Below are 24141 nucleotides of genomic sequence, written 5' to 3'. Positions count from 1 at the left end.
CACATTCAGCAGGTTGCGGGCGCGATGAGTCACGGCCTGGCAAGGGTGTGGCGCGGGAAACCCCGTGTGTTTCCCGCCAAGTCATGCCCCGAAACCCGTCGATCAATGTGATGTACGCGACGCCTGGCCCGTGCGGCCTGCACCAAACGTCCCAACAGGCGTAGCCTTTATTTCCGCTGTCCACCACCTTAGGAAGCGGAAGAGGGCGGTTGCCGCCGTGTCGCCACAGTCCCCCAACACTTCGAGCATCTCGACCGACCAAGACGGGCCAGGGAAGACCCCTCCCGCCGAGTTCGGACCCAATGAGTGGCTCGTTGACGAGATCTACCAGCAGTACCTCCAGGACCCGAACTCGGTAGACCGAGCCTGGTGGGACTTTTTCGCCGACTACAAGCCAGGCAAAGACGGGGCGTCGGCCCCAACAGCGGCGGGAGGAGTAGTCGCTCCACCGGGCCCCGAAGGCGGGATCGCATCGAACGCTGCCGCCCCAGCCGCACCGCAGACGCCCGCAAGCGCCCCTCAGGCGCCGGCCCAGGCCCCGGCACAGCCGGCGGCCCCCGCGGCCAGCGCCCCGGCGCCTGCGCCAGCACAACCCGCCGCGGCGCCGCCAGCGCCCGCCGAGGAAGCGCCCGGCAAGGCAGCAGCGGCCAAGGCCACGCCTGCCGACCGGCCCGCTCCCAAGGGCAAGGCCACCCCTCAGCCGGCCGAGCCGAGCAGCGGGCCGGAGCTGGTGACGTTGCGCGGCCCGTCAGCGGCCGTGGCGAAGAACATGAACGCCTCGCTTCAGCTGCCCACGGCCACGTCCGTGCGCGCAGTGCCGGTGAAGCTGCTGTTCGACAACCGCATCGTCATCAACAACCACCTCAAGCGCGCCCGCGGCGGCAAGGTGTCCTTCACGCACCTGATTGGCTACGCCATGGTGCAGGCGCTGAAGGCCATGCCGACGATGAACAACTCCTTCACCGAGAAGGACGGCAAGCCGACCCTGGTCAAGCCGGAGCACATCAACCTCGGCCTCGCCATCGACCTGGTGAAGCCGAACGGTGATCGGCAGCTTGTCGTCGCAGCCATCAAGAAGGCTGAGGCGCTCAACTTCTTCGAGTTCTGGCAGGCGTACGAGGACATCGTCCGCCGCGCCCGGGACAACAAGCTGACGATGGACGACTTCACCGGGGTCACCGCGTCGCTGACCAACCCCGGTGGCATCGGAACCGTGCACTCCGTGCCGCGTCTGATGCCCGGCCAGGGCTTGATCATCGGCGTCGGCGCGATGGACTACCCGGCGGAGTTCCAGGGCACCTCACAGGACACCCTGAACAAGCTCGGTATCTCCAAGGTCATGACGCTGACCAGCACCTATGACCATCGTGTGATCCAGGGCGCCGCCTCCGGCGAGTTCCTGCGCGTGATGAACCAGTTGCTGCTCGGCGAGAACGAGTTCTTCGACGACATCTTCAAGTCGCTGCGCATCCCGTACGAGCCGATCCGCTGGCTGCGGGACATCGACGCCTCACACGACGACGACGTCACCAAGGCGGCGCGGGTCTTCGAGCTGATCCACTCCTACCGGGTCCGCGGCCACGTCATGGCCGACACCGACCCGCTGGAGTACCGCCAGCGCAAGCACCCCGACCTCGACATCACCGAGCACGGGCTCACGCTGTGGGACCTGGAGCGCGAGTTCGCGGTCGGTGGCTTCTCCGGCAAGTCGATGATGAAGCTGCGCGACATCTTGGGCGTGCTGCGCGACTCGTACTGCCGCACCACCGGCATCGAGTTCATGCACATCCAGGACCCGAAGCAGCGCAAGTGGATTCAGGACCGGGTGGAGCGCCCGCACTCCAAGCCGGAGCGCGAGGAGCAGCTGCGCATCCTGCGTCGGCTGAACGCCGCGGAGGCGTTCGAGACGTTCTTGCAGACCAAGTACGTCGGGCAGAAGCGGTTCTCGCTTGAGGGCGGCGAATCGGTCATTCCGCTCCTCGACGCCGTGATCGACTCGGCCGCCGAGTCGCGTCTCGACGAGGTCGTCATCGGCATGGCCCACCGTGGTCGGCTGAACGTGCTGGCCAACATCGTCGGCAAGTCGTACGCGCAGATCTTCCGCGAGTTCGAGGGCAACCTCGACCCGAAGTCGATGCACGGCTCCGGTGACGTGAAGTACCACCTGGGCGCCGAGGGCACCTTCACGGGCCTGGACGGCGAGCAGATTCAGGTCTCGCTCACCGCCAACCCCTCCCACCTGGAAGCGGTGGACCCGGTCGTCGAGGGTGTTGCACGCGCCAGGCAGGACATCATCGGCAAGGGCGGCACGGACTTCACCGTCCTACCGCTCCAGTTGCACGGTGACGCGGCCTTCGCGGGGCAGGGCGTCGTCGCGGAGACGCTGAACATGTCGCAGTTGCGCGGCTACCGCTGCGGCGGCACCGTGCACATCGTCATCAACAACCAGGTCGGCTTCACCGCTGCCCCGGCCGCGTCCCGCTCCTCGATGTACGCCACCGATGTGGCCCGCATGATCGAGGCGCCGATCTTCCACGTGAACGGTGACGACCCGGAGGCCGTGGTGCGCGTTGCGCGGCTGGCCTTCGAGTTCCGGCAGGCGTTCAACAAGGACGTGGTCATCGACCTGATCTGCTACCGCCGTCGCGGCCACAACGAGACCGACAACCCCGGTTTCACCCAGCCGCTGATGTACGACCTGATCGACAAGAAGCGTTCGGTGCGCAAGCTGTACACCGAGTCGCTGATCGGCCGGGGCGACATCACGCTGGAAGAGGCAGAGCAGGCGCTACAGGACTTCCAGGGTCAGTTGGAGAAGGTCTTCACCGAGGTCAGGGACGCCACGTCGGCCCCGGCCCCGACCCAGGTGCCGCAGCCACAGGCCGAGTTCCCGGTGCATGTGGAAACCGCGATCTCCCAGGAGGTCGTCAAGCGGATCGCCGAGTCCCAGGTCAACATCCCCGATCGGGTCACCGTCCACCCCCGGCTGCTGCCGCAGCTCCAGCGCCGGATGGCGATGATCGAGGACGACACGATCGACTGGGGCATGGGCGAAACCCTGGCCATCGGCTCGCTGCTGATGGAAGGCACCCCGGTGCGGCTCGCGGGTCAAGACTCCCGTCGCGGCACCTTCGGCCAGCGGCACGCCGTACTGGTGGACCGTGAGACCGGCGAGGACTACACCCCGCTGCTGTACCTGGCCGATGACCAGGCCCGGTACAACGTCTACGACTCGCTGCTCAGCGAGTACGCGGCGATGGGCTTCGAGTACGGCTACTCGCTGGCCCGGCCGGAGTCGCTGGTCATGTGGGAGGCGCAGTTCGGTGACTTCGTCAACGGCGCGCAAACCGTTGTGGACGAGTTCATCTCCTCGTCCGAGCAGAAGTGGGGCCAGACCTCTGGCGTCACGCTGCTGCTGCCGCACGGCTACGAGGGTCAGGGCCCGGACCACTCCTCGGCCCGCCCCGAGCGCTTCCTGCAACTGTGCGCGCAGAACAACATGACCGTCGCCATGCCGACGTTGCCGTCGAACTACTTCCACCTGCTGCGCTGGCAGGTGCACAACCCGCACCACAAGCCGCTGATCATCTTCACCCCGAAGGTGCTGCTGCGGCTGAAGGCGGCGTCCTCCAGTACGGAGGAGTTCACCACCGGCGGCTTCCGCCCGGTGATCGGCGACCCGGTTGCCGAGGCCAATGCGGCGAACGTGCACAAGGTCGTCTTCTGCTCCGGCAAGGTCTACTACGACCTGGTGGCCGAGCGGGACAAGCGGGGCGCGAACGATACGGCGCTGGTGCGTATCGAGCGGCTGTACCCGCTGCCCGGCAAGGAGCTCCAGGCCGAGATGGCCAAGTACCCGGGCGTGCGGCAGTACGTGTGGGCCCAGGAGGAGCCCGCCAACCAGGGTGCGTGGCCGTTCATCGCGCTGAACCTGATCGACCACCTGGAATTGGGTGTCGGCGCCGACCTGCCGCCGGCCGAGCGGCTGCGCCGGGTCTCCCGGTCGCACTCCTCCTCCCCGGCCGTTGGCTCCAACAAGCGCCACCAGGCCGAGCAGCAGGCGCTGGTGAACGAGGTGTTCGACCTCTAGCCTGCGACGCGCTACGACCGGTGCGGAGCGGTTCGCACCGCACCACCGTAGGAACTCACCAATCGAGGGCCCGGCTCCCCGTGACAATCGGGGAGCCGGGCCCTCGGTGTGCGCCAAGCGCGGCGCTTGGTGATAGCACGGCGAAGGCAGGCCTGCGGTAGCACGGCTGAGGAGATGAGCGCTGCTCTGCGGCTGCTTCGGCTCCGCCCCGGACCTGGCACTCACCGGCGCAATCAGGTCCGGCAGGCCTCCCTCACCCTGCTAGTGCGCGTGGTTCTCGAAGTCCCAGAACGGCCTGGCCCGGGAGCGGGCCGAGATGGTGTGGACGTGCTGGGGGCCGAGGGTGGCGGACAAGGCGCTCAGGGCTGCCTCTTCCACCTTGTCGGCCTGTTGGCGGTCCCGTAGCGCTCGCAGGTCGGCCGCGAGCGCCACCTGACATGACAGCGACAACGGGTGCCGCGCGCCCAGCATTTCGGCGGCCAGTCGGCCCGTCTTGCGGCTCAGGTCCGCGGCGCCCTCCGGGTCGCCCGCCAGGTTGCGGGTGGCGGAGGCGTTGAGGGCGATGCCCAGGGTCCACGGATGGCGCTCGCCGACCGTGTCGGCCATCGTGACCAGCGCTTCCTCGATCAGCATCTCCGACGACTGGCGCTCACCGGCCGCGCGTAGCACCAGGGCATGGTTGACGGAGCTGCCAACGGCGTACGGGTGGCGGTGGCCGAGCATCTCGCGGTAGCGGGTGAGCACCCGCTCCCCCAGGTGGCGCGCCAGGTCGAGGTCCCCGTGCTCGCGCTGCATACAGCCGTAGCTGGAGGCGGCCATCAGCGTCAGCGGGTCCTCGTCGCCAAGGACGCGCTCGCAGCGTTCCAACGTGTCGGCCAGCAGCGTCATGGCCCGGGCGCGCTCTCCCAGCCGGTATTGGCACATGGCCAGGTTGTGTTCGGCACGTAGGGTCTGCGGGTTGTCGGACCCCATCACGTCCTGGTGCGCTGTGACGCTCTGCTCCTGGATGGAGATGGCCTCCTCGTAGCGGCCGAGCAGGCGTAGGTCCCAGGCGTAGTTGATCTCGGAGAACAGGGTCCAGTTGTGCCGGGGCCGCAGATGCTCCCGGCGGGCCTCAAGCGCCCGCCGATCCATCTCCAGGGCCTCCTCGTAGCGGCCGAGTACGCGGTAGGAGACGGCGAGGTTGTTGAGCGCGCCGAGGGTGCGGGAGTCCTGCTCGCCGACGAGTTCGGTGTACTCATCCAGCACCGTCTGCTGGAGCTGGAGCGCCTCGTCGTAGCGGGCGAGCGCGCGCAGGTCGGCGGCGAGCCCGGTAGCCGCGCGCAGCAGGTCCAGGTCCTGCTGGCCGCGTTCCGCCCGCAGGTGGTCAACGGCGGCCCGGTCGAGGCGTTCCGCCTCGCTGTACCGGCCGACCACACGCAGCAAGTTGACGTGGTGGTAGGCCAAGTCCCACACGCGCGGATGGGTGGGGCCGAGGAGTTCGCGCCACGCCGGCGCGACCCGGTCGGCGATCTGGAGCCCGGCGCGGTACTCGCCGCTGAGGAAGAGATAACGCAGACAGTTCATGACCAGGCGTTGCACCGCGCCGTGCGTGCTGGTGAGCGAGCCGGATGCCTCCAGGTGCGGTACCAGTTCGGCGTACCGGGGCCATAGCCGGGTGTCGGTGGGGCGGCCCGGGTCGGAGTTGGCCAGCGCCCTGCGGGCCACCCGGGAGTATTCCTCGCGGTCCTCGTCCGGCATGCCGGCCCGTACCGTCTGGTGCACCATGCGGTGCAGGTGCAACACCTCGGTGCCGGCGATGGGTTCGTCGGTGCCTTCTTGCGGGTTTTCGGTGCGGACCACCGAATACTGCACGAGCTTGCTGATCGACGACGTCCAGCGCAACGGGTCGTCCATCAGCCCGCGCAACTGCTCGGGCAGATCGCGCGCGGGCAGTTCGCGCAGCAGCCCCAGCGGCACCGGGCCGGGGGCGAAGAAGGAGCACAGCCGCAGCAGGTCCACCGCCTCGGGCACGGACTCGCGCAGCCGGTTGAGCAGTATGGAGAAGGCGGTGTAGTAGGTCATCGGGAAGTCGGCCGCCACCTTCAGACCGACCTCGATGTCCGCGCCGTTGCGCAGCAGTTCGATGTACTCCGGGACCGGCATCGTGGAGTCGTTGAGGGAGCCTGCGGTCTGGTCCAGGGCCAGCGGCAGGTCACCGAGCGCATCCGCGAGCAGGTCCGCTTCGTGCGGGCCGATGCGCCGCGCCCTGCGCCGCACGAACGCCACGCTTTCGTCCCTGCCGTAGACGGGGATCTCCACGAGGGAGGTGTTGTGCTCGTCCCAATCGCGGTTTTGCGAGGTGATCAGCACATGCCCGGGGCCGCTGGGCAGCAGGTCGGCGACGGTTTCCGGCTCGTCCGCGCCATCGAGGATCAAAAGCCAGCGGCTGTACGGAGTGCCGCGGCGCAGCGCGTCGTGTACGGCCCGCAGCCGCTCGCCGTACTCGGGTCCCGCGCTCAGGCCGAGTGCCGGGGCGAGTTCGGCCAGTCGTTGGCGCAGTGTGCCGCGCTGGTCGGCGGGGACCCACCAGACCATGTCGTACTCGGAGCCGAAGCGGTACACGTACTCGGCGGCCGTCTGGGTCTTGCCGACGCCGGACATGCCGAGCAGGGTGACCACGGCGGCGGCTGACTCGGCCTGGTTGAGCTGGTGGTAGATCTCGCTGAGCAAGCCCTCGCGGCCGGTGAAGCGGATGTTGCGGCGCGGTACGCCGCCCCACACCCGGGGTTGGTCGCGGGGGAAGCGCGGGCCGGTGGGCTCGGCCGCAGTGCTGGGCGTCACGCTGTAGGGAGTGCCGAGGCGGGCGAGGAGTCGGCGTTCGGCCTCGCGTGGTCCTGCCGCACCGAGTTCGGCGACGTTGAGGGCGGCGGTTGCGGTGGGCATCGCGGCGTTGGTGACGGTGATGGCAGCGAACCGGTCGGTGTGGGGGACGACGACGGCACGCAACGCCTTGTTCCAGTCGTCGTGCGAGCGGGGGCCGAGTTGGAAGTACCAGTCGCTGAGGATGAGCAGGACACGTCCGTCGGCGAGCAGCAGGTCGCGCAGCGAGTCTTCCAACGGCGTCTCGACCGGCGGGTCCCAGCGCTGGAAGGACACCCGGTGACCATGACGTTCGAGCCGGTCACCGATCCAGGCCGCCCAGGCCCGGTTGAAACCGGCGAAGCTGACGGTGACGGGCTGCCGCTCGGCGGCAGCGGGTGACTTTCGCACTACGGCCATCCGACCGTCTCCCTTGCATTGCTCCATGCGATACGAACAGCGCGTATTGCTCCATGCGATACGAACAGCGCGCGGGCCTCAGACGGCCCGTCAGCTCCTGTGATGGGGAACATACACCTGCGTTTCACCACGGGGCAGTTCATCGTGTGTGCTGCCTCCGCCAGGTGAGACGGGCCGTTTCCACATAGGCCGCAGCACGCGCCAGATACCTGGCTGGAGGGGGCTTGCCCTTCATTCGAGTGTGCAGTGCGGCCAACTCGTTGACCACCATCCGGCCCGGCTCGGTGAGTTGGTGCGAGCCGGACAGTGTGGGCAGTATCGCCCCAACCTGCTCCCGGCATCTGGCGTGCTCGGCCCACGCCTGGTCGCGTAGCTCGGCGCCGACCGGGGCAAGCGCCACGCGCTGCCAGTAGTCGGCCAGCGCCAGATGGGCGTACGCCCCTTGCAGCAGCCCGTCGAAGGGGCGGGCGTCGGGGCGCCAGGGGGCCCAGTAGTGGCGTGGGGAGTTGGCGGTGTGCAGCGGGACGAGGTCACTGACGGCGGAGAGCTTGGCGTGATGCAGCTCGTGCACCAAGGTGGCCGCGAGGGAGGCGGGTCCGCTGGGGGCGCTGGCCAATACCGCGCCGAACGCCTCCCTGCGGGTGCCGCTGGAGTGCGCGCCGTTGCCGTCGCGCGGCGGCACTTCGGGTGGGCGGGTCATCGGCACCACACAGTCCAAGAGGCCGGCGTCAACCAGCGGGCGCTGCCCGCCGACGGTCAGCATCGGCAGCGCCGCGCGCCACATCGTCTGCCACTGCTCCCGCTCGCCGGGCGTCAGCGTGCCGAAGGCGAACAGGCCGTGCCGCTTCAGGGCGTTGTCCACCGCGCGATACGGGTCGCTGTCATCGAGGACCACCCGATGTGGTGCCTCCTCCAGCGCGTGCGCGGGATGCCAGCGTGGATCGTCCGAGCGCCATCCGCCGTGCCCATCGGGCCGCAGCACGACCGGAGGGAGGCCGGGCCCGATCACGGTCAGCACCCCGTCCGCGCCCCGAACCTCGACGGTGCGCCCAGGGCCGGGACGCGGGCCATAGTCGGGGCCGGGTCCAGCGACATCGGGCGGCCACGGGGCGTGCGGCGGGTGTCCGCGCGGGCCGTTCCCAGCGGTGCGCGGTGGGGCGTCGATGGCGTCGCCCCGAACGGGGTCAGTGCCGGGACCGGAGCTGGGGGTGGGGCTCGTGCTAGGGCCGGGGCTGGCGCTAGGGCCGGGGTCTGCGCCCGGCTCGCGCCCGGACCGGGTTACGCGCTCAAGTGGGGCCGCAGGGCCTGTTGGTGCCGCAGGGACAGCAGGGACAGCAGGGTGCGCCTGGCCAGCGAGGGACACGGGACCCGCCACGGCGGGTGGCACCTCGGCATGGGGCCGTATCCGCAGCGCGCCGAGCGCGGGCAGCGGCACCCAGCCGTCCCGCACGGCGAGCAGGGCACGAAACCCTATGCCAGCACGCGCCGCCGCGACGACGGCCAGTCCCCCGAGGTGGGCGAGGTCATCCGCGATGCGCGGAGCCGCCTGATCGGCGGGGGCCGGCGGCATCTCGTGCGGCGGCGTGGTGAGCAGCCGGACGCAGCGTTCGGCCCAGGGCCCGACCAGCGGGTAGTACAAGGTCGCGCGGGCCAGGTCGGGAGCGGCCCGGTCGGCGGCCTCAAGGAGCGCCCAGTGCTCACGGGCCAGCGCCGCGGCCGAGGGGGCGAGCACGGTGGGCGGGGCGGCTCGTACCGCGTCCAAAAGCAATCGCACCAGCAACAGCCTGCGGGTGCGCTGCCCGGCTATCAGGACGCCCAAGGTCTGTGCTCCGCCCTCGGCCCTGCCGAGTTCGCGGAGCATCCACGGCGGGACCCGGTCGTTCACGCGCCTGCCGCCTCGGCGAGTCGGCCCGCGATGTGCTCGATGAGGTGGCGCAGGTCCGCGCAGTACACAGACGGGTGACGAAAGCCTGCGCCGTGGTGGTATCGGTGGGCGTAGTGCCCGCCACCGCAGACCCGCACCACGGGACAGCGCAGACAGCTTGGCGCGAGCGCGTCGGCACCGGCCTGCCGCGCAGCGATGCCCGGGTGCGCCAGCGCGTCGTCGAAGGAGTGCCGGAAGACATCGAGGCCGGTGGCGGCGGCGCCCTCGTAGGCGGACTTCAGTGCGTCGCTCTGCTCGATGGTGCCGTCGGTCTCCACCACCGCCGCCGTGAACGGCTGGAGCCCGACCGACTCGGTCGCGGCAGGCAGCCCGAGCAGGAGCGCCAGGCACTCCTGGAACAACCGCACCCGCACCCGGCGCCGATCCGCGAGCCACCACTGGTCGAACACGGCACACAGCCAATTGCCGTACGGCACAGGCTGCTCCCGAGGAGCCGGTTCGCCGTGCGCATCGACGCCGGGCAGCCCGGGCGGGGGTGCGCTCCAGTTGCCGTGCGGCAGCAAAAAGTCCAGCATCGGCGGGCTGAAGCCAAGCAGCGACCCATACACCTCGGCCGGGTCCAAGGTCGCATCCACGACGCACAGCACACCGGCGTACGCGTCCGGGTGGCGCTCGGCCAGCAGCCGCAGGCCCCGCGTGGCGGCCGTCCACGAGGGCCGCCCGGCATGATCGACCCGAGCCCGGTTATGCCGCTGCAAACCGCCGTCCAGGCTGACCCCGACCCGGATGCCGCTGGCGGCCAAGGTGTGCAGCCCGGCGTCGGTGAGCAGGGTGCCGTTGGTCTGTATGACGGCGCGCACCGTGCAGTTGGCAGGCACGGCGGCGCGCACCCGCTCGACGATGGCGGCCACCTCGGCCGCCCCGGCCAGCAGCGGCTCTCCGCCGTGCAGCACAAGGGATATCTCCCGCAGTCCGTGCTCGGCGGCGTGCTCGGCGATGCGGTAGGCGGTACGCGCCCGCACGCGCTCACTCGTGACGGCCGCCCGGCGCCGCCAGCCGGTGTCGGGGCCCGAGTAGAGGTAGCAGTAACGGCAGTTGAGGTTGCACCGCCCGTTGACTTTGAGGATGAACTGCTGGAAGGGGACGGCGGCGGCCGTCGTACTGAGGGTGTCCGGCTTGCTCAGGCTCGTGGGCGGCTCGCCCGGGGGGTCCGCCGCGCCGAGTCCGGGGGCGTGTGGCGGGCAGGCGGGCCTGGCGGCGGTGGGTTGGGGTCGCCGCTCCCCCGCCTTTCCGTGCGCCACTCCTCGTCCCCCTTGGTCCCCTGCCGCACTGCGCAGGGCCCTGCGTGCCGGGCCCGATCAGTGGAAATCCCGGTTCCGCATGGCTCCATAGCCCCGTGGCTCCATAGCCCTATGGCTCCATAGCCCCATGGACGCGCAGCCGCGTGGGCCGTCGTGTGTCGCGTACCGAACGCGGCCACGCACGTCGCGCAGCATCCCACTCGGCGCCGCTCCACAACCCGTTCGGCTCCCATGTGTCCATTACCCCACTGCATTGGACCGAAAGCATGCGTGCGGGCCCGTGCACCGGGGACCGACCGTTTCTGGTAGCTCGAAGGCGGTGCGACCGCAGGGCGTGCGCCGGTGCACACAGCGGCCGTCAGGGACGCAGCTTCCGCGGCCAGCTGCCCTGTCAGCAGGCGCTGTTGAACGCCCAGAGCATTTCCCGCGGCTGCGCCACCCGGCCGCGTAACTCTCCGAGCACCTCGTCCAGGACGGGGTGCTCCAGGGTACGTAAAGTGGCGAGATCCAGGCTCAAGAGGTCCGGCAACTGGTCCGTGGCCTCGACGGTTTGACAGCTCTGCCTGACCGGGGCCTGCGTGGCCGGGGCCGCCATGACCGGGGCCCGCGTGACCGGGGGTGCCAGGGCGCTCGGCTCGCCTGTGGTGCTCTCGTGTGCGGTGCTGTCCCTGCTCATGTCACGCCTCATCCTCCCCGCGTCGCGGCCCACCAGAGATTCCCCGGCGGATGGTCGTGGAAACTCTTGTGCCGGTGGAGCGGTGGGTTATCGGACGCGGGCCAGGTCCGCGAGACGCTCCGCGGTCCGTTCGGCCAGCGCTCCGCCGCCGTCCGGCAGTGTGCGCCACCGTGCGATGGCCGCCTGGTACGCGGCGCGTGCCGCGCGGGGGCGCTGGCCCGTCTCGTAGACGACACCGCGCCAGTGGTGCGCCGTGGCCGCAAGGCGTGCCGCCTCCCCGCGCGGAGCAGCGGGCCCCTCGGCCCGGTCCGCGCCGCCTTGTGCTCCGCCGTCGGATGCGCTGGCCGCCTCAGCGGCGCGGCGGTACGCGTCGGCCGCCTGGTCGAGCCGCTCCGCGCGCCGGGTGTACCGGTAAGTGCTGCGATGGGCCTCGCCCAGGTTGAGCCAGCAGCGGGCCCGCAGCAGCGGTTCTGTGGCGCTGTGCGCGGCCAGCCCGAACAGGTACTCCGACTCGCGTAGATCGACCATGTCCTCTGCTTCCCGATAGCGGATCGCCAGGGCGCGGCCGAGCATCAGCAACCGTTCCGGCAGCCGGGCGTCGCCGGCCGGCGTCTCCATGCGGCAGTCCCTGAGCACCCGTACCGCATCGGAGACGTACGCGCCGCCACCGGGCCGGTCGGCGCGCTCGATGAGCACCGCGCCCCACTCGGCGATCAGATCGCTGTAGCCGGTGCAGTCGCGGGTGAGCAACCGGCTGGCGTCCGCGAACCGGTCGGCCGCTGCATCCAGTTCGGCCGTATCGCCGCCGGTTTCGCCGGCCGACTCGTACCGCCGTACGCACAACCGCGCATCCCGGGCCAGGCACTCCGCCCGCAACTGTCGGCTCGGGGCCAGCGCGAGCGCGTCGGCCACTATGGCGCCGGCTCGCTCCAACCGCTCCCCGGCGACCAGCAGCGCGTCCACCACATCGAGTGCGGCCCTGGCACGGGCGTCCGCGGACGCGCCCTCGGCGGTGAGCCCGGTGCGCCCGCGCTCCAGCGAGGTGGCGGCCTGCTGGGCGTAGGTGCGGGCGCGCTCGCGGTCGGGCGCCGACCTGGCCAGCCGCAGCAACGCCCGGCCGCGCGCCAGGGACAGCCCGCTGGGTTGGGGCCTGCTCACCGGCCAGGCGTCGGCGAACGCCTCCAGCATGCCGACGCTCTCCTCCAGCAGCGCGCTGTCGCCGCCGAGTTGCCATTGCTCTTCGAGCACCCGCACCCGATCGAGCGTGACCGCGAGTGCCTCGCCCGTGGCCAACCCGACGCTGGCGCACACCGCGGTGAACTCGCGATCGGCCCGGCGCAGCAGATCGAGCGCGCCGCGCGGGTCGCCGGCCGCGCGGCGATCGCCGGCGGCTGCGTGCAGCACCCGGGCGAGCACCGTGCGTGCGGGCACCGAACCGGGGTAGGAGGCGGCGGTCTGCGCGGCATCCTGCGCCTCGCGCAGCAGGTCGATGCCGCCGCGCAGCCGCCAGAGCCGCAGCAGGTTTTGGGCGAGGTCGCTCCACAGTTCGGGGTCGATGCCCTGGGCCAGTGAACGCTGCTGGGCCGCCGCCCGGCGCAGCAACTGAACGGCGTCCAGCAGGTTTTGCACCATGCCATTCGCCTCGAAGCGCTCGACGAGCAGTGTCGCTTGGCACACCGCAAGCGAGCGGGGGGGCTCCTCGCGGGTCAGCGATACGCCCTGTGTGGGGGCGTCTGGCATGAAGCGCTCCAGGACCCGCGCGGCGACCTCGGCGAAGGGCTGCGCCGGCCGGGCCTGCGCGTCGTGCTCCGGGTCATCGCCCCGTGGCAGCCCGTTGGCGGTGGCGCCCCGCGTCCCGTCCGCGACGGCGAGTTGGGCGATGGCCAGGGCGGGGAAGTTGGGGCCGCCCTTGCCGAACCGTTGTTCGACGTACTCCGAGCAGTGTTTGAGTACCAGCAGCGCCTCGTCTCGGCCCAGGGAGCCGAGCAGTGCCTCCTGCACACCGTCCGCGAAGGCGTACCAGCGGCTGTCGTCGCCGGCCTCTCGGTCGCGGCGCCGCAGCAGCCCACCGAGCAGCACTTCGGAGAGTTCGGCGGGTCCTGAATCGGGCAGCATGGTGCGCTGGACGAGCTGCATGACGGGCAGGAACAGCGGTGCGGCGGCCAGGTAGATGGCGAGTTGGCCCGCTCCCGGGGATGCGGTGGCGCGGAACCGGCTGACGAGTTGCGTCGCGGAGAGCGGGCCGCGCGCTCGGGCCGGTGGCGCGGGCGGCTGGTCGGCCCTGACCCAGCCGACAGCGGCTTCCACCGGCCCGGACCCGGTACCGGTCAGCAGCCGGGCCCAGGCCCCGAGCGCGGCGGCTGCCGGGGGCAGCACGGGCACCGGGACCGCGCCCGCGCGGCGCGGGTCGTCGCGGCTGCCAGCGCCTTGGGCTGCGGGGGTTCCTGCGGCGGAGATGAAGTGCAGCGGCGCCGACGATGCCGGCCCGTCGCCGTGCATGAGGGCGCCGAACGACGCAGGCAGCCGGGTGCGGGCCCACAGCCGCTGCGGCAGCGGTTGCAAGACGGCGACCGGGGCGTGCCGCAGCAGCCGGTATGCCAGGCGGTGCGCCTCGCCGCTACGCCACAGCGGGCCAGCGCAGTCGCTGACGAGGACGGTGACGCGGCGTCCGGTGGGGTCGGTGAGCTGGTCGGCGGAGCGCAGGGCGGCGGCGTCGGGTTCGAAGCGGCGGCTGATGGCGGGCGCGCCGTCCGGGGCCTGGTGAAGGTATTGCACCGTCACATCCCGGAAGGCTCCTAATTGCCCGAAAACTTGCTGGAGTTCGCTGAGCATGCGCTGCCATACGTACATCGATGACGAGGCGTCCATCAAAAGCTGGAGCGAGGCGTCGCCGCGCAGCACGGGGCGGAACACGGGGATCACCAGGCCCCCGGCCCGCGCGCTGTGGTCGGCTGTGCGCTCCTCGTCCAGGACGCGGCGCAGCGGCGGGGCCGCGGCCCGGTAGCGCTGGAGGGGGCGCAGTGCGCGCTGGAGCTCCAGTAGCCGCGGGAGGACGGCGGCCTCGGGCACGCCGATGGGCACGCCGCGGCGGCCAGGGCCGCGGAAGGCCGCCCGGGGGCCGGCGCCGGGTCTGGCGCCGGCTGGTGGTGCCGTGCCGGGGTAGAGGGAGACGCGGGTGGCGCGGGCGGCGCCGTCGCCCGGCTGGGGGTGGCCGTCGTCGGACGGCGACTCGTCCTGCGGGTCGGCCCCGGGCTCGGTGCCGTCCCCGGGGCCAGGGCGCGCGGTGTTGTCGGCTCCGGGGGTGGCGTCGGCGCCGGCCGGCGGTGCGGCGCGCGGGTCGGCGGCGTGCGCGGTGGCGGTCTGTGGCCCAACGTCGGGGCGCGCGTAGCGGGCCAGCCACAGCGCGTCGGCCAGCTCGCCCAGTGCCGGGTTCAAACCGGCACCGCGTAACACTTCGATGAGATCGGCGAGCGGGCTGGGGCCGCGGCCGGTCCGCGCGGCTGGGTCCTGCCTGGCCTGCATGGCGTCACCTGGGCCGGTCGAGGCGTTGGATAAGCATGTCGGCGAGCCTGTTGCGGGTGGGCGGTGCCGCGTGGTGCGTGAGGTAGATGGCGTTCAAGAGCTGGTCGGTGGCGAGGAGTTCACTGCGGGAGCGTTCCAGGAAGCGCAGGATGAGGTCGTCGCCGACGCGCGCCAGTTCCTCGCCGAGGTGGGCGCGGACCACGGTGGCCAAACGCTCGTGGTCGGGTTGGCCGAGTTCGAGGTGGATGCAGCGGCGCAGCAGCGGGGCAGGGAAGTCCCGCTCACCGTTGCTGGTCAGGACGACGAACGGGAAGGCCCGGCAGCGCACTCGGCCGTCCCTGACGGTGACCTTGGCCCCGTCGTCGGTGAGCACATCCACCTCGGGCTCGCGCTCGGCCAGCCGCTGGAGCTCTGGTATCTCGAACTCGCCCTCTTCGAGCACGTTCAGCAGGTCGTTGGGCAGATCGATATCGCTCTTGTCCAGCTCATCGACGAGCAGCACTCGCGGCTTGGTGGTCGGCAGCAGCGCGGTGCCGAGCGGGCCGAGCCGGATGTAGCTGCCGATGCCGCCGGGGACGCTCACCGCCCCGGCGCCGCCCGTGCCGCGGCTGCTGGCGGCGATCTGGGTGTCTTGGAGGCGTGCGATGGCGTCGTAGCGGTAGAGCCCGTCGTCCACCAGCGTGGTGCGGCTGACGATGGGCCAGCGCAGCACCCGACCCAGGCCCAGTTCGTAGGCGACGGCGTGCGCGAGGGTGGACTTGCCGGTGCCGGGGCTGCCGGTGACCAGCAGTGGGCGACGCAGGTACAACGCCGCGTTGATGATCTCCAGTTCCTCGCCGCTTGGCCGGTGCAGGGCGGCCATATGGCGGTATGCGCCGAGCCTGCGGGTGGAGGCACTGTCGGTCTCGGGTCCCGGCTCGACCAGCGGGGCGCCGTCGAAGTCCCGCCAGGGGGGCGGCTTGGGGAGCGCGGAGATGCCGGGGTGCGGCTCTCCCGTACCCCGGTAGATCAGCCATTCACTGGCGGCCCCCCGGCCACCGCCACCAGCGCCGTCGGCAGCGTCAGCCCCGCCGGCGGCGCCACGGGCGTCGATGGTGGATGGTTTCGGGGACCCGGACGAGGCAGGGCTGAGGTCCGGATTGCTCTCAGGCGCAGTCACAGCTTGCTCCTCGTCGCTCGGTTGTCGATGGCGGGAGCGCCGACGTTGACTCGACGGTAGCGCTGAAACGCATCGCGCGTGGGCGGGACGCGTAAGGGAGTGCTCGACCGGGCTGTCATGGCGCCTCCAGCGGCTGATCGGTACCGGGCAACGGGCGCGTGGGGTCGTCGTAGAGCAGCGCGACGCCCTCGGCCCAATACGCCTCGGGTACGCCGGCGTCCAGGTCGGCGCGCAGTCGCCAGACGGCGGCCGGCAGCCGGTCGGCCTGCCCGGCATTGGACACGGTGCCGGTCGCGCCCCGGTGGAAGTCCGCGCACACCCCGTGCCTGCCCACCGGTTCCCGCCGCCACAACACCACATCGTGGCCGCCTTCCATGACCTGGCGCAGGGCGCCCGGGTCGGCCCCCGGGTCGGCGGCGCGGCACAGCACCGGGATCAAGAAGCTGTCCCAGGCGAGCAGGTCGGCGAGGTCGGGCACCGGCTCGGGCCGCCCGGAGTCACAGTCGAGCACGAAGGGCCGCATGGGGCCCACATGGGCCCGCTTCCACCGGGACTGGCGCGGCGTGGTGTCCTCACCCGCCTCACCGACCAGCTCCGCCGCCACGCCCCCGACCAGCCCGGGCATGTCTGCCAGTTCCCGATCGGCACAGCGCACGACGACGGGGCGTACGCAGCCGAGTGGGTCATTCTCGTGCGGCGGGACCCGCCACTGGTCCACGGGAAAGCCCAACAGTGCGTAGGGCAAGGCGGCTTGCAGCGTCACCGGGCGGCCGGGCTCGTCGCCGCGCCGGAAGGATTCGGCTAGCGCCGCCCGGAGCCGCTCCGGCGGTTCGGGCGGCTGGTGCAAGAGTCCCCGTACCCCGAAGTCCTCATCCACCGAAACGAGTTCGCCGGACGGGCGTGCGACGCACACCCGCCAGTCGTAGCTGTCGCGCTCCCAACCACGCGGGATGATCTCCAGCAGGGTGTGTGAGCGGGCCGCGCCTTCCTGGGGCACGGTCATCGAGTCCGCCGCGCCGAGACCAAGCCCGTATCCGCCCTTGGGTGCCGCCCCCGCGTCGGCGGAGACGGTGTCCCGGCGCAGCCGCAGCCGCGCGGCCCACTCGCCGCCGAGCGCGTTACGAAAGGCGCGCGGCAACTCCGCGTCGGCAGCGGCCCGTGCGGCCCATTCCCACAGCGCGCGCTCGGCGCCGGGTGCCGCGGGGTAGGGCCGGTCGGCGGTCGCGGCGTGTACCGCGTAGCGCAGCACGGCCTCCAGTTCGCTGCGGCCCTGCCGTAGGTCGTACAGGAGGCCGATGCCATCGCGCCAGCCGCGCGGAGCGGGCAGCCGCCCCTCGTAGGACTGGCCGCGCAACCCGGTCACCAACTCGTCCAGGCTGCGGGCGCTGACCGGCGGCGGGAGCTCGGCCAACAGGCCCAGTATTTCGGTGCGTTGGCCTGGCGTCAGCGCGCGGCTTGCGGTGGCCCGTAGGTCGCTTTGCCCATCGGTCCAGGTGTTGCGGCCCACATGGTCGTTGCGGTGCTGGTCGGCGTGGTAGCGGTCATGTGCGTGCAGCACGCGCTGGTAGAGGTCATCGCGCTCGCAGTGGACCGGCTCCCCCGCCGCCGGCGCCCGGCGGAGCTGGACGACGGAGATGGCCAAACCGCCGTCGCGGCCGTTGCCGCGCCTGGCCTTGAGTACGCCGATGACCTCACCGCGGTCGAGGTCCACGATGGGCCCGCCGGAACAGCCCTCGGGCATCTCGTCCTCGTTGCCGAGCTTGAGCCTGCCGTCCGTGCCCAGTTCGCCCCTGATGGTGCAGCGTCCGCTGATGTCCTCGATCTCGCCGTCCTCCTCGGTGCAGCCGAAGAAGGCGACTTCCTTACGGGTGAAGACCTTGGCCGTGCGCTCGGAGAGCCATACGCAGCCGTGCGGTGCCGGTTCCAACATCCGGATCAAGGCCAGGTCGGGCGCGGGCCACAGGCCACCCGCCGGGTTGTCCTCCGGCTGTGCCCACTCGACAACGCCAGGCACCGTACGCCCCGCGAAGCTCAGCCCCACCGCACGCCCGCCTCCCTTCCCCCGCATGGCCACGTGGGCGCATGTGAGCACCCAGTTCGGGGCGATGAAGAAGCCGCTGCCCCAGGGCCGCGGAGCCAGCCCGTCCGGGGCATACCCGGTGCCCGGGGCGTGGATGCGTACCGTCGCCGCGGCAACGAGGGGGGCCAGGGTCTCGAAGGGGTCCGCGTCGGTGTCCTGTGCGCCCCCGGTGCTCACCCTTCTCACCCGCCCGACCCGAGGTCGGCCGGTGGCCCACCCTGCCAACTCAGTGTCACCGTGATCGCCCCCTTGGCCTCGCCGTCCGCGAGGAGGCCCACGACTTTGCCGGCCCGTGCCGTTAGTTCGATGCCGAAGGAGACGGTGACCTGGTCGGGCCGTGCCGCGCGCAGCGAGTCGGCGAGCGAGCGCGCGACGCCGGTGACGAGCCCGTCCAGGCTCTCCATCCGCGCGGCTACGCGCTCGGCCAAGCCAGTGTCCGAGTAAGTGCCCCGTGCGCCCCCTGTGAGCTCCTCGACACCGGAGATTCTTGCCCAGACCGGCGTCCCGTCCGGCAGTTCCACACGGGTGATGTCCTCGCCCATTACGCCCCCGCTCCCCAACCGTTGGAAAAGGCTATCCGGTGGGCGGTAAGGGCGCGAGAGTCCGGGCCAATAGTGTCCGGACGGCGGACGCACACGGCGCGGACCGCGCGGGGGCGCGGGGCCGGCCCGCTGAGCCAGGCAGGACGGGACGGGACTGGAGCGGACGGGGCTGGAGCGGACGGGACGGGACTGGAGTGGAGTGGACGGGGCTGGACGGGACAGGGCTGGGGTCGATCAGAGGCAGCGCCTATTCTTGGCGGAGACCGGCCGGGCCCTTGTCCCATCGCCCGGCCCGGTTCCCATCGTCTGTCTCGTCTCTTGCGGAGCGCGCCTTGTACTTCACCGACCGCGGCATCGAGGAACTGGAGAAGCGGCGCGGCGAGGAAGAGGTCACCTTCGAGTGGCTCGCCGAGCGGCTGCGCGAGTTCGTCGACCTAAACCCGGATTTCGAGATTCCGGTGGATCGGCTGGCCACCTGGCTTGCCCGACTGGATGACGAGGACGACGAAGACGACGAGTAGCCACCCGGCACGTTCGCGGCACGGGGTGTCCTTCGCGTCACGGGGGTGCGCATCGCGCACCTGATGCGCATCGCGTCATGGGATGCGTTGCGCAGGTGCGCTCATCGCCCGCCGCCACCGCTGTTGACCTGGTACGAGCCTGCCCCGTCAGGCCGAGTGCCGTGCTGAGCACAGCAGCCCCTCCCCATGGCCGGCAGCCGGCAGCCGGCAGTCAGCACGCGGAATCGGCCGGCGCTCCGTAGGCCAGCAGCCATCACCGTACGTAACGGGCAGCCAACGCCCCACGTGGCAGTCGGGCCCAAGGACGGTCCGCGCAGCGAGTTGCCGCCACATCCGTCACAAAAATCGCACGCATTCACACAACCTTTCGATGCCTCCGGCCTGTCATACAGACCGGCGCATCAGGGTGCGCTGATCACGCATGCCAGCGGTGCACGACGCACTGCCAACCACGGGGGAATCACCCATGCCGCATTACCGAATATCCCGCTCTGCCCAAGGGGCGCTCGCCATGGCGCTGGCCGCCGGCGTGCTCACGCCGATCGCAACGGCCGGGACCGCGTCCGCAGCGGCTCCGCGGCCCGTCTGTTCCTCGACCAAGTCGGGACTCGCCGCCAAGCTGACCAAGGACATCACGGCAGCCCTGAAGGGCCGGCAGGCGACGGCGGCGGTGGCGCTGCGCGACAAGAGCACGGGCACGGTGTGCACCTTGCGCCCGGATCAGAAGTACGACTCAGCGAGCGTTGTAAAGGTCACCGTGCTCGGCACCCTCCTGTGGGATGCCCAAAAGAGCAAGCGCAAGCTGACACAACGCGAGACCAAACTGGCCACGGCCATGATCACCAAGTCGGACAACGACGCGACAAGCACGCTGTGGAAGCAGCTCGGTGCGACCCGAGTGAAGAACTTCCTACGCGCTGCCGGAATGACCAAGACGGTGCCAGGCAGCGGCGGCTACTGGGGGCTGACCCAGATCACCGCACGCGACGAGCAGCAGCTCCTGCACCTGCTCACCACCAAGAACAAGGTGCTCACCGACGCCTCACGGTCGTACATCCTGGGCCTGATGAACAAGGTCGTCACCGCGCAGCGCTGGGGCACCCCCGCGGGCGCGCCGAGCAGCACCAAGATCCATGTGAAGAACGGCTGGCTGTCCCGCTCCACGCACGGTTGGCGGGTGCACAGCATCGGGGCGTTCACCGGCGGCGGCAAGGACTACACGATCACGGTGCTCACCCACGACAACCGCACCATGCAAGATGGCGTGAACGCCATCCAGGCCGTGGCCCGCGCCGTCCACAAGGACCTGCGCCCCAGCACGTCAAAGTCGGCCCCGCGGTACGCGCCGACCCGCACCCCGCAGGAGACGCACCCGCAGGTGCCGCGCTAGTCGGCCCCGGCCGGCACCGCGCGGAAAGCCGCTCGGCGCCGGCCAGGCCAGGCAGGCCAGCAGGCAGGCAGGCAGGCAGGCAGGCAAGGAGCCAAGCCGGACGAGCCAGTCAAGCCGCCAAGCAGTACGCCCTACCGGCTGCGCAACCCGTCGTAAGCCAGCCCGGCCGCCCCGTCCGCCGTCAGCAAGGCACCCACGAGCGCCCACCCGGGCCGGCCCCGTCGCAGGCCCCAGGCCGTGAGCGGTAGTCCGGCGGCGAGTTGGGCGGCGCCCATGGCGCGGGCCCGAGGGCCGCGCAGCCAGCGTCCACGGGGCCCGCTGTCCACGCTGTCCAGTTCGGCCCGTACGGCATCGCGCCAGCCGTGCCCACCCCGCCCCGGCACGGCCTCGAAGCCGGGCGCGGCATGGAGCGCGGAGCGCAGCCGGTGCTCGGGTTCGCCAGGGGTCAGCCCTGCGGGCAGATCAAGACCCGCCCGGGTGAGCACGGCGAGCAGTGCGACCAGCCGCTGACACGACGCGGCACCCGGCCCGAACTCGACCGGGGCGGAGGGCTGCGAGCCGTTCGCGCCGGGCTTAATCTCCCCGGGCTGCGCCTGAGTCTCCCCGGGTTGCGTCTGGGGCTTCCCAGGCTGCGTCTGAGTCTTCCCGGGTTGCGCCTGGGTCAGTTCCTCCAGCGCCGCACCGTCCCGCACCGGGTCGAGGCGAAGGCGGGTCAGTAGGGCTTGGGCCGCACCGAAGTCGCCGGTTGGCGTTCCGTCCGCTAGCCAGGCGTGAGCTACGGGCCGGCGGAATCCGGAGGCGACCGTGAACCCGGCCCCATCGGGGCCCCACCACACCCCGATCACCGGCCACGATTCGCCAGCGGCGACCGTACGAGCGAGATCCGCAACGGCGGCCCGCCCACGCATCGGCCCGCCCCGCCCGGTGGCCCGGGCCGTGGCGCGTGGCGCCGACTCCCCTGGCGAATCCTCGGGCGGTTCATCCGACATCTCCCCGGGTGGCTCCGCCTCCGGCTCCGCGGCCAGCAGTACGCTCCAGCCCGCGCCCGCCGGGGCGAGGAGCAGGGGGGCCGGGAGGAGGCCGGCCGAGGGGCGTACGTCGTCAGGGTCCGCCCGGCAGAGCAAGAGCGCGCCGGTTACGGACTGTCGCTTTGGTACGTCGGGACGGGGGACAGGGACATCAGGCATCTTCACCACGCTATGACGGTTCATCCGGTATTTAGCTGCTCGCCCAGAAATGCCATTGAGTGGGCGAGGTGCCACCTGCGGAGACCTCCCGGCTTATGCCCCGCTCTCCCGAATTAAGCCCGATACGCCCGAACGAACAACTCCGCCGCCTCGTCGCAGAGCGTCACCGCCTCCTCGTCGGTGAGCGGCTGCGTGCCGTACACCGAGGCGTGCAGGCCACGCTGCACCAACAGCGCGACAAGCTGCCGGGCCGCGACCTCCGGGTCCGGCACGGTCAGCTCGCCGATCTCGCTTCGGCGGCGCAGGAGTTCAGCGCCGGCGGTGACGAGTTGCTCCGGTTCGCCCTGCGCACAGGCCGGGCGCAGGGACGGGTGGCGCTCCGCCTCGGCGATGATCAGGCGACGCAGCGCGGACGCCCGCTCGTCGAGCAGTGCGGTGAGCACCTGTCGCCCATAGGCGGCGAGCGCGGCGCGGGCATCCAGCCACGCGAGCGCCTCCAGCGCGCCCCGCGCCCCGGCATCCCGCGCCAGGGCTGGCCCCCTGGGCTCCGCAGGGCCCATGGGCCCCACAGGTCTCACGGGTACGTCCCACGTGGTGGGGGCGTTTGCGGATGTGTGGGGCGTGAAGCTGGCCGCGACGCGCTGCCGTTCTCCCTCAACCGCCGCGAGGAACAAGCGTTCCTTGTCGCCGAAGTGGTTGTAGACGGTCTGTTTGGCCACCCCCGCCTCCTCCGCGATGGCGTCCACACTCGCCCGGGCATACCCTTCGCGCAGAAAAACCTCAACGGCCGCCCGGAGGATGGCCTCCCGCTTGGCCGACAGCCGACCCGCCGGGCGCCCAGCCGCGCCCAACTGCCGTGTCTGCTCCGCCTTTTGCCCACCTCGCGCGCCTCGCGCACCCTGCGCATCGTGCGCCCTCTGCCTATCCACGCCCCACCTCCCCCGTGCGGGCGGCGCGCCGTGCCCCGCCCGTACGCCTCATCGCGTACCGAAACCGAACCGAACGCTCGCACGGTGGCACACCCGTACGCGACGGCGCCGCGCGACGGCCGCAACGGTCACCGTGTCCACGACGGTCACGGCAGTCACTATGTCCACGACAGTCACAGCAGTCACGACAGTCACTGTGTCAATGACGGTCACAGCAATCGCACAGCACCCGTTCCCGCACCCGCCATGTCACCACTGTGTGTGACCGGCCTTGCCGTGACGTGATCGCCGACTCTAGCCTTCACCCCACAACTGGACTAGACGGTCCAGTCCATTTAATGGGTAACGCCCACCCACCACCGCCACTTCAGGAGAGACCCGATGAGCGCCCCGGTGCACACCGACACCAACCCGCATCTCACGCTTTCCCCGGCCGCCCAGGAGCAGTTGTTCCGCTCGGCCCGCACGGCGAACACCTTCACCGATGAGCCGGTCACGGACGCTCAGGTCGAGGCGATTTACGAGTTGGTCAAGTACGGCCCGACCTCGATGAACCAGCAGCCGCTGCGCGTGGTCCTGGTCCGCTCCGCCGAGGCGCGCGCCCGCCTCGTACCCCATATGGGCAGCAAGAACCAGCCGAAGACGGCCACCGCCCCGCTGACGGCGGTCCTCGCGGCTGACCTGGACTTCCACGAGGAATTGCCCCGCCTCGTGCCGTTCATGGACAACCCGCAAAACGTCTTCGCGGAGCCGGAGATGCGCACGGCCTCGGCGCGCTTCAACGCCACGCTGCAAATCGGCTACTTCATCATGGGCGTACGGGCCGCCGGCCTCGCCGCAGGCCCGATGTCCGGCTTCAACGCACCGGCCGTCACTCAGGAGTTCTTCCCCGACGGCAGGCACCAGGCCCTCCTCGTGGTCAACATCGGCCGCCCCGGCCCGGACGCCTGGCAGTCCAGGCTCCCCCGGCTCGACTACGCGGAGGTCGTCAGCACGGTCTGACGCGCCGGCCGCCCCGACTTTTCCGATACTGCCCGCCCGTTGGCGGCTGGGCCCGCGGTTCCGGGGCCCAGCCGCCTCGCCTCATTACCTTTGCCTCAGCAGCCGCGTATCGCGCTCGCCCGCGTCAGCTTTCGATCAGCCGGTGAAAGGCCACCGTGTCGAAGATGTCCTCCATCTTGGTCGCCTTTCCGTCCCGCATCGTCCAGGAGTGGACGAAGTTGAGGGTGGCCGTGGTGCCCGCGCGGGAGGTGACCTCGCGGGTACCGAAGACGATGACGCGATCCTTGGACTCGATGAACTCCTGCGGGCTCAGCCGCATCCCGCCCAGCACGGTCGGGACGTGGGCCAAAAACTCCTTGATCCCCGCATGACCATGCTTGGTCCCGCCGAGCCCGTACACGTCCATGCCGTCCGGGTGCACCCACTCCACGTCAGGCCACATCGCCGAGAGCACGCCCTCGATATCGCGGCTGGCGAAGCCCGCGTACGCCGTGCGTATGGCCTCGATGTTCCTGGACGTCACCGTGGTCTCCTCGCTCTCATGTGTCATACCGGTCTCACCAGGCTCGTACGGTTCGTACGGCCCACTTCCACAA

The 24141-nt window shown here is 71.0% G+C and carries 16 protein-coding genes; 4 read left to right on the top strand and 12 right to left on the bottom strand.

Features of this window, described 5'->3' with window-relative positions; translation table 11 throughout:
- Positions 1-217: 217 nt before the first annotated feature.
- Positions 218-4090: a multifunctional oxoglutarate decarboxylase/oxoglutarate dehydrogenase thiamine pyrophosphate-binding subunit/dihydrolipoyllysine-residue succinyltransferase subunit gene (locus tag FHS42_RS19115; protein ID WP_184573448.1), complete on the top strand. Its 3873-nt coding sequence runs from the start codon at positions 218-220 to the stop codon at positions 4088-4090.
- 261 nt (positions 4091-4351) lie between these two features.
- Here FHS42_RS19115 and fxsT read toward each other — a convergent pair whose 3' ends face one another.
- From fxsT to FHS42_RS19075, 8 genes are all read right to left on the bottom strand, one after another.
- Positions 4352-7351, bottom strand: coding sequence for an FxSxx-COOH system tetratricopeptide repeat protein (gene fxsT / locus FHS42_RS19110; protein WP_184573447.1), 3000 nt, complete (start codon positions 7349-7351; stop codon positions 4352-4354).
- A gap of 139 nt (positions 7352-7490) precedes the next feature.
- The gene (locus tag FHS42_RS19105; RefSeq protein WP_184573446.1) at positions 7491-9236 is read right to left on the bottom strand and encodes an aKG-HExxH-type peptide beta-hydroxylase; all 1746 of its coding nucleotides are present in this window, start codon (positions 9234-9236) and stop codon (positions 7491-7493) included.
- A complete protein-coding gene (locus FHS42_RS19100; protein WP_184573583.1) occupies positions 9233-10420 on the bottom strand; it encodes an FxsB family cyclophane-forming radical SAM/SPASM peptide maturase in 1188 nt (395 codons plus the stop codon). Before FHS42_RS19100 ends, FHS42_RS19105 begins: the two co-directional genes overlap by 4 nt.
- Before the next feature lie 508 nt (positions 10421-10928).
- The gene (gene fxsA / locus FHS42_RS39150) at positions 10929-11213 is read right to left on the bottom strand and encodes an FxSxx-COOH cyclophane-containing RiPP peptide (RefSeq protein WP_246494966.1); all 285 of its coding nucleotides are present in this window, start codon (positions 11211-11213) and stop codon (positions 10929-10931) included.
- Between the two features lie 87 nt (positions 11214-11300).
- Positions 11301-14735 (bottom strand): SAV_2336 N-terminal domain-related protein, encoded by a 3435-nt coding sequence (locus tag FHS42_RS19090; RefSeq protein ID WP_184573445.1) that lies wholly within the window; start codon positions 14733-14735, stop codon positions 11301-11303.
- A 4-nt stretch (positions 14736-14739) separates the two neighbouring features.
- The gene (locus FHS42_RS19085; protein ID WP_221476678.1) at positions 14740-15747 is read right to left on the bottom strand and encodes an AAA family ATPase; all 1008 of its coding nucleotides are present in this window, start codon (positions 15745-15747) and stop codon (positions 14740-14742) included.
- A gap of 262 nt (positions 15748-16009) precedes the next feature.
- Positions 16010-18151 carry a VMAP-C domain-containing protein gene (locus FHS42_RS19080; RefSeq protein WP_184573444.1) on the bottom strand — a complete coding sequence of 714 codons (2142 nt, stop codon included), beginning with the start codon at positions 18149-18151 and terminating at the stop codon, positions 16010-16012.
- Between the two features lie 5 nt (positions 18152-18156).
- The gene (locus FHS42_RS19075) at positions 18157-18516 is read right to left on the bottom strand and encodes a CU044_2847 family protein (protein ID WP_221476650.1); all 360 of its coding nucleotides are present in this window, start codon (positions 18514-18516) and stop codon (positions 18157-18159) included.
- Between the two features lie 332 nt (positions 18517-18848).
- Here FHS42_RS19075 and FHS42_RS19070 point away from each other — a divergent pair, with 332 nt between their 5' ends.
- Positions 18849-19037, top strand: coding sequence for a DUF6104 family protein (locus tag FHS42_RS19070; RefSeq protein ID WP_184573443.1), 189 nt, complete (start codon positions 18849-18851; stop codon positions 19035-19037).
- Positions 19038-19503: 466 nt separating this feature from the next.
- Positions 19504-20427, top strand: coding sequence for a serine hydrolase (locus tag FHS42_RS19065; RefSeq protein ID WP_184573442.1), 924 nt, complete (start codon positions 19504-19506; stop codon positions 20425-20427).
- Between the two features lie 131 nt (positions 20428-20558).
- Here FHS42_RS19065 and FHS42_RS19060 read toward each other — a convergent pair whose 3' ends face one another.
- The 3 genes from FHS42_RS19060 to FHS42_RS19050 all read right to left on the bottom strand — a co-directional run bounded on the left by FHS42_RS19060 (position 20559) and on the right by FHS42_RS19050 (position 22729).
- On the bottom strand, positions 20559-21614 hold the full coding sequence (locus FHS42_RS19060) for a hypothetical protein (protein WP_184573441.1): 1056 nt from the start codon (positions 21612-21614) through the stop codon (positions 20559-20561).
- 113 nt (positions 21615-21727) lie between these two features.
- Positions 21728-22543: a TetR/AcrR family transcriptional regulator gene (locus tag FHS42_RS19055; RefSeq protein ID WP_312866941.1), complete on the bottom strand. Its 816-nt coding sequence runs from the start codon at positions 22541-22543 to the stop codon at positions 21728-21730.
- 48 nt (positions 22544-22591) lie between these two features.
- The gene (locus FHS42_RS19050) at positions 22592-22729 is read right to left on the bottom strand and encodes a hypothetical protein (RefSeq protein WP_184573440.1); all 138 of its coding nucleotides are present in this window, start codon (positions 22727-22729) and stop codon (positions 22592-22594) included.
- Positions 22730-22924: 195 nt separating this feature from the next.
- On the opposite strand from FHS42_RS19050, the gene FHS42_RS19045 reads away from it, so the two are divergent.
- On the top strand, positions 22925-23545 hold the full coding sequence (locus FHS42_RS19045) for a malonic semialdehyde reductase (RefSeq protein WP_184573439.1): 621 nt from the start codon (positions 22925-22927) through the stop codon (positions 23543-23545).
- Between the two features lie 124 nt (positions 23546-23669).
- Here the strand turns inward: FHS42_RS19045 and FHS42_RS19040 are convergent, their stop codons facing one another.
- Entirely contained in the window at positions 23670-24095 is a 426-nt protein-coding gene (locus tag FHS42_RS19040; protein WP_184573438.1) for a nuclear transport factor 2 family protein, read from the bottom strand.
- Positions 24096-24141: the final 46 nt, after the last annotated feature.

The sequence above is a fragment of the Streptomyces zagrosensis genome, from assembly GCF_014203645.1.
Classification (GTDB): Bacteria; Actinomycetota; Actinomycetes; order Streptomycetales; family Streptomycetaceae; genus Streptomyces; species Streptomyces zagrosensis.
Note: the sequence above shows the minus strand (reverse complement) of the source record. Positions and strands in the feature narration are given on the sequence as shown.

Excerpts from the sequence above, each read along its gene's own strand:
- fxsT (WP_184573447.1), bottom strand. The coding sequence starts at position 7,351 with ATGGCCGTAGTGCGAAAGTCACCCGCTGCCGCCGAGCGGCAGCCCGTC.
- fxsA (WP_246494966.1), bottom strand. The coding sequence starts at position 11,213 with ATGAGCAGGGACAGCACCGCACACGAGAGCACCACAGGCGAGCCGAGC.
- FHS42_RS19090 (WP_184573445.1), bottom strand. The coding sequence starts at position 14,735 with ATGCAGGCCAGGCAGGACCCAGCCGCGCGGACCGGCCGCGGCCCCAGC.
- FHS42_RS19075 (WP_221476650.1), bottom strand. The coding sequence starts at position 18,516 with ATGGGCGAGGACATCACCCGTGTGGAACTGCCGGACGGGACGCCGGTC.
- FHS42_RS19065 (WP_184573442.1), top strand. The coding sequence starts at position 19,504 with ATGCCGCATTACCGAATATCCCGCTCTGCCCAAGGGGCGCTCGCCATG.
- FHS42_RS19060 (WP_184573441.1), bottom strand. The coding sequence starts at position 21,614 with ATGCCTGATGTCCCTGTCCCCCGTCCCGACGTACCAAAGCGACAGTCC.
- FHS42_RS19045 (WP_184573439.1), top strand. The coding sequence starts at position 22,925 with ATGAGCGCCCCGGTGCACACCGACACCAACCCGCATCTCACGCTTTCC.
- FHS42_RS19040 (WP_184573438.1), bottom strand. The coding sequence starts at position 24,095 with ATGACACATGAGAGCGAGGAGACCACGGTGACGTCCAGGAACATCGAG.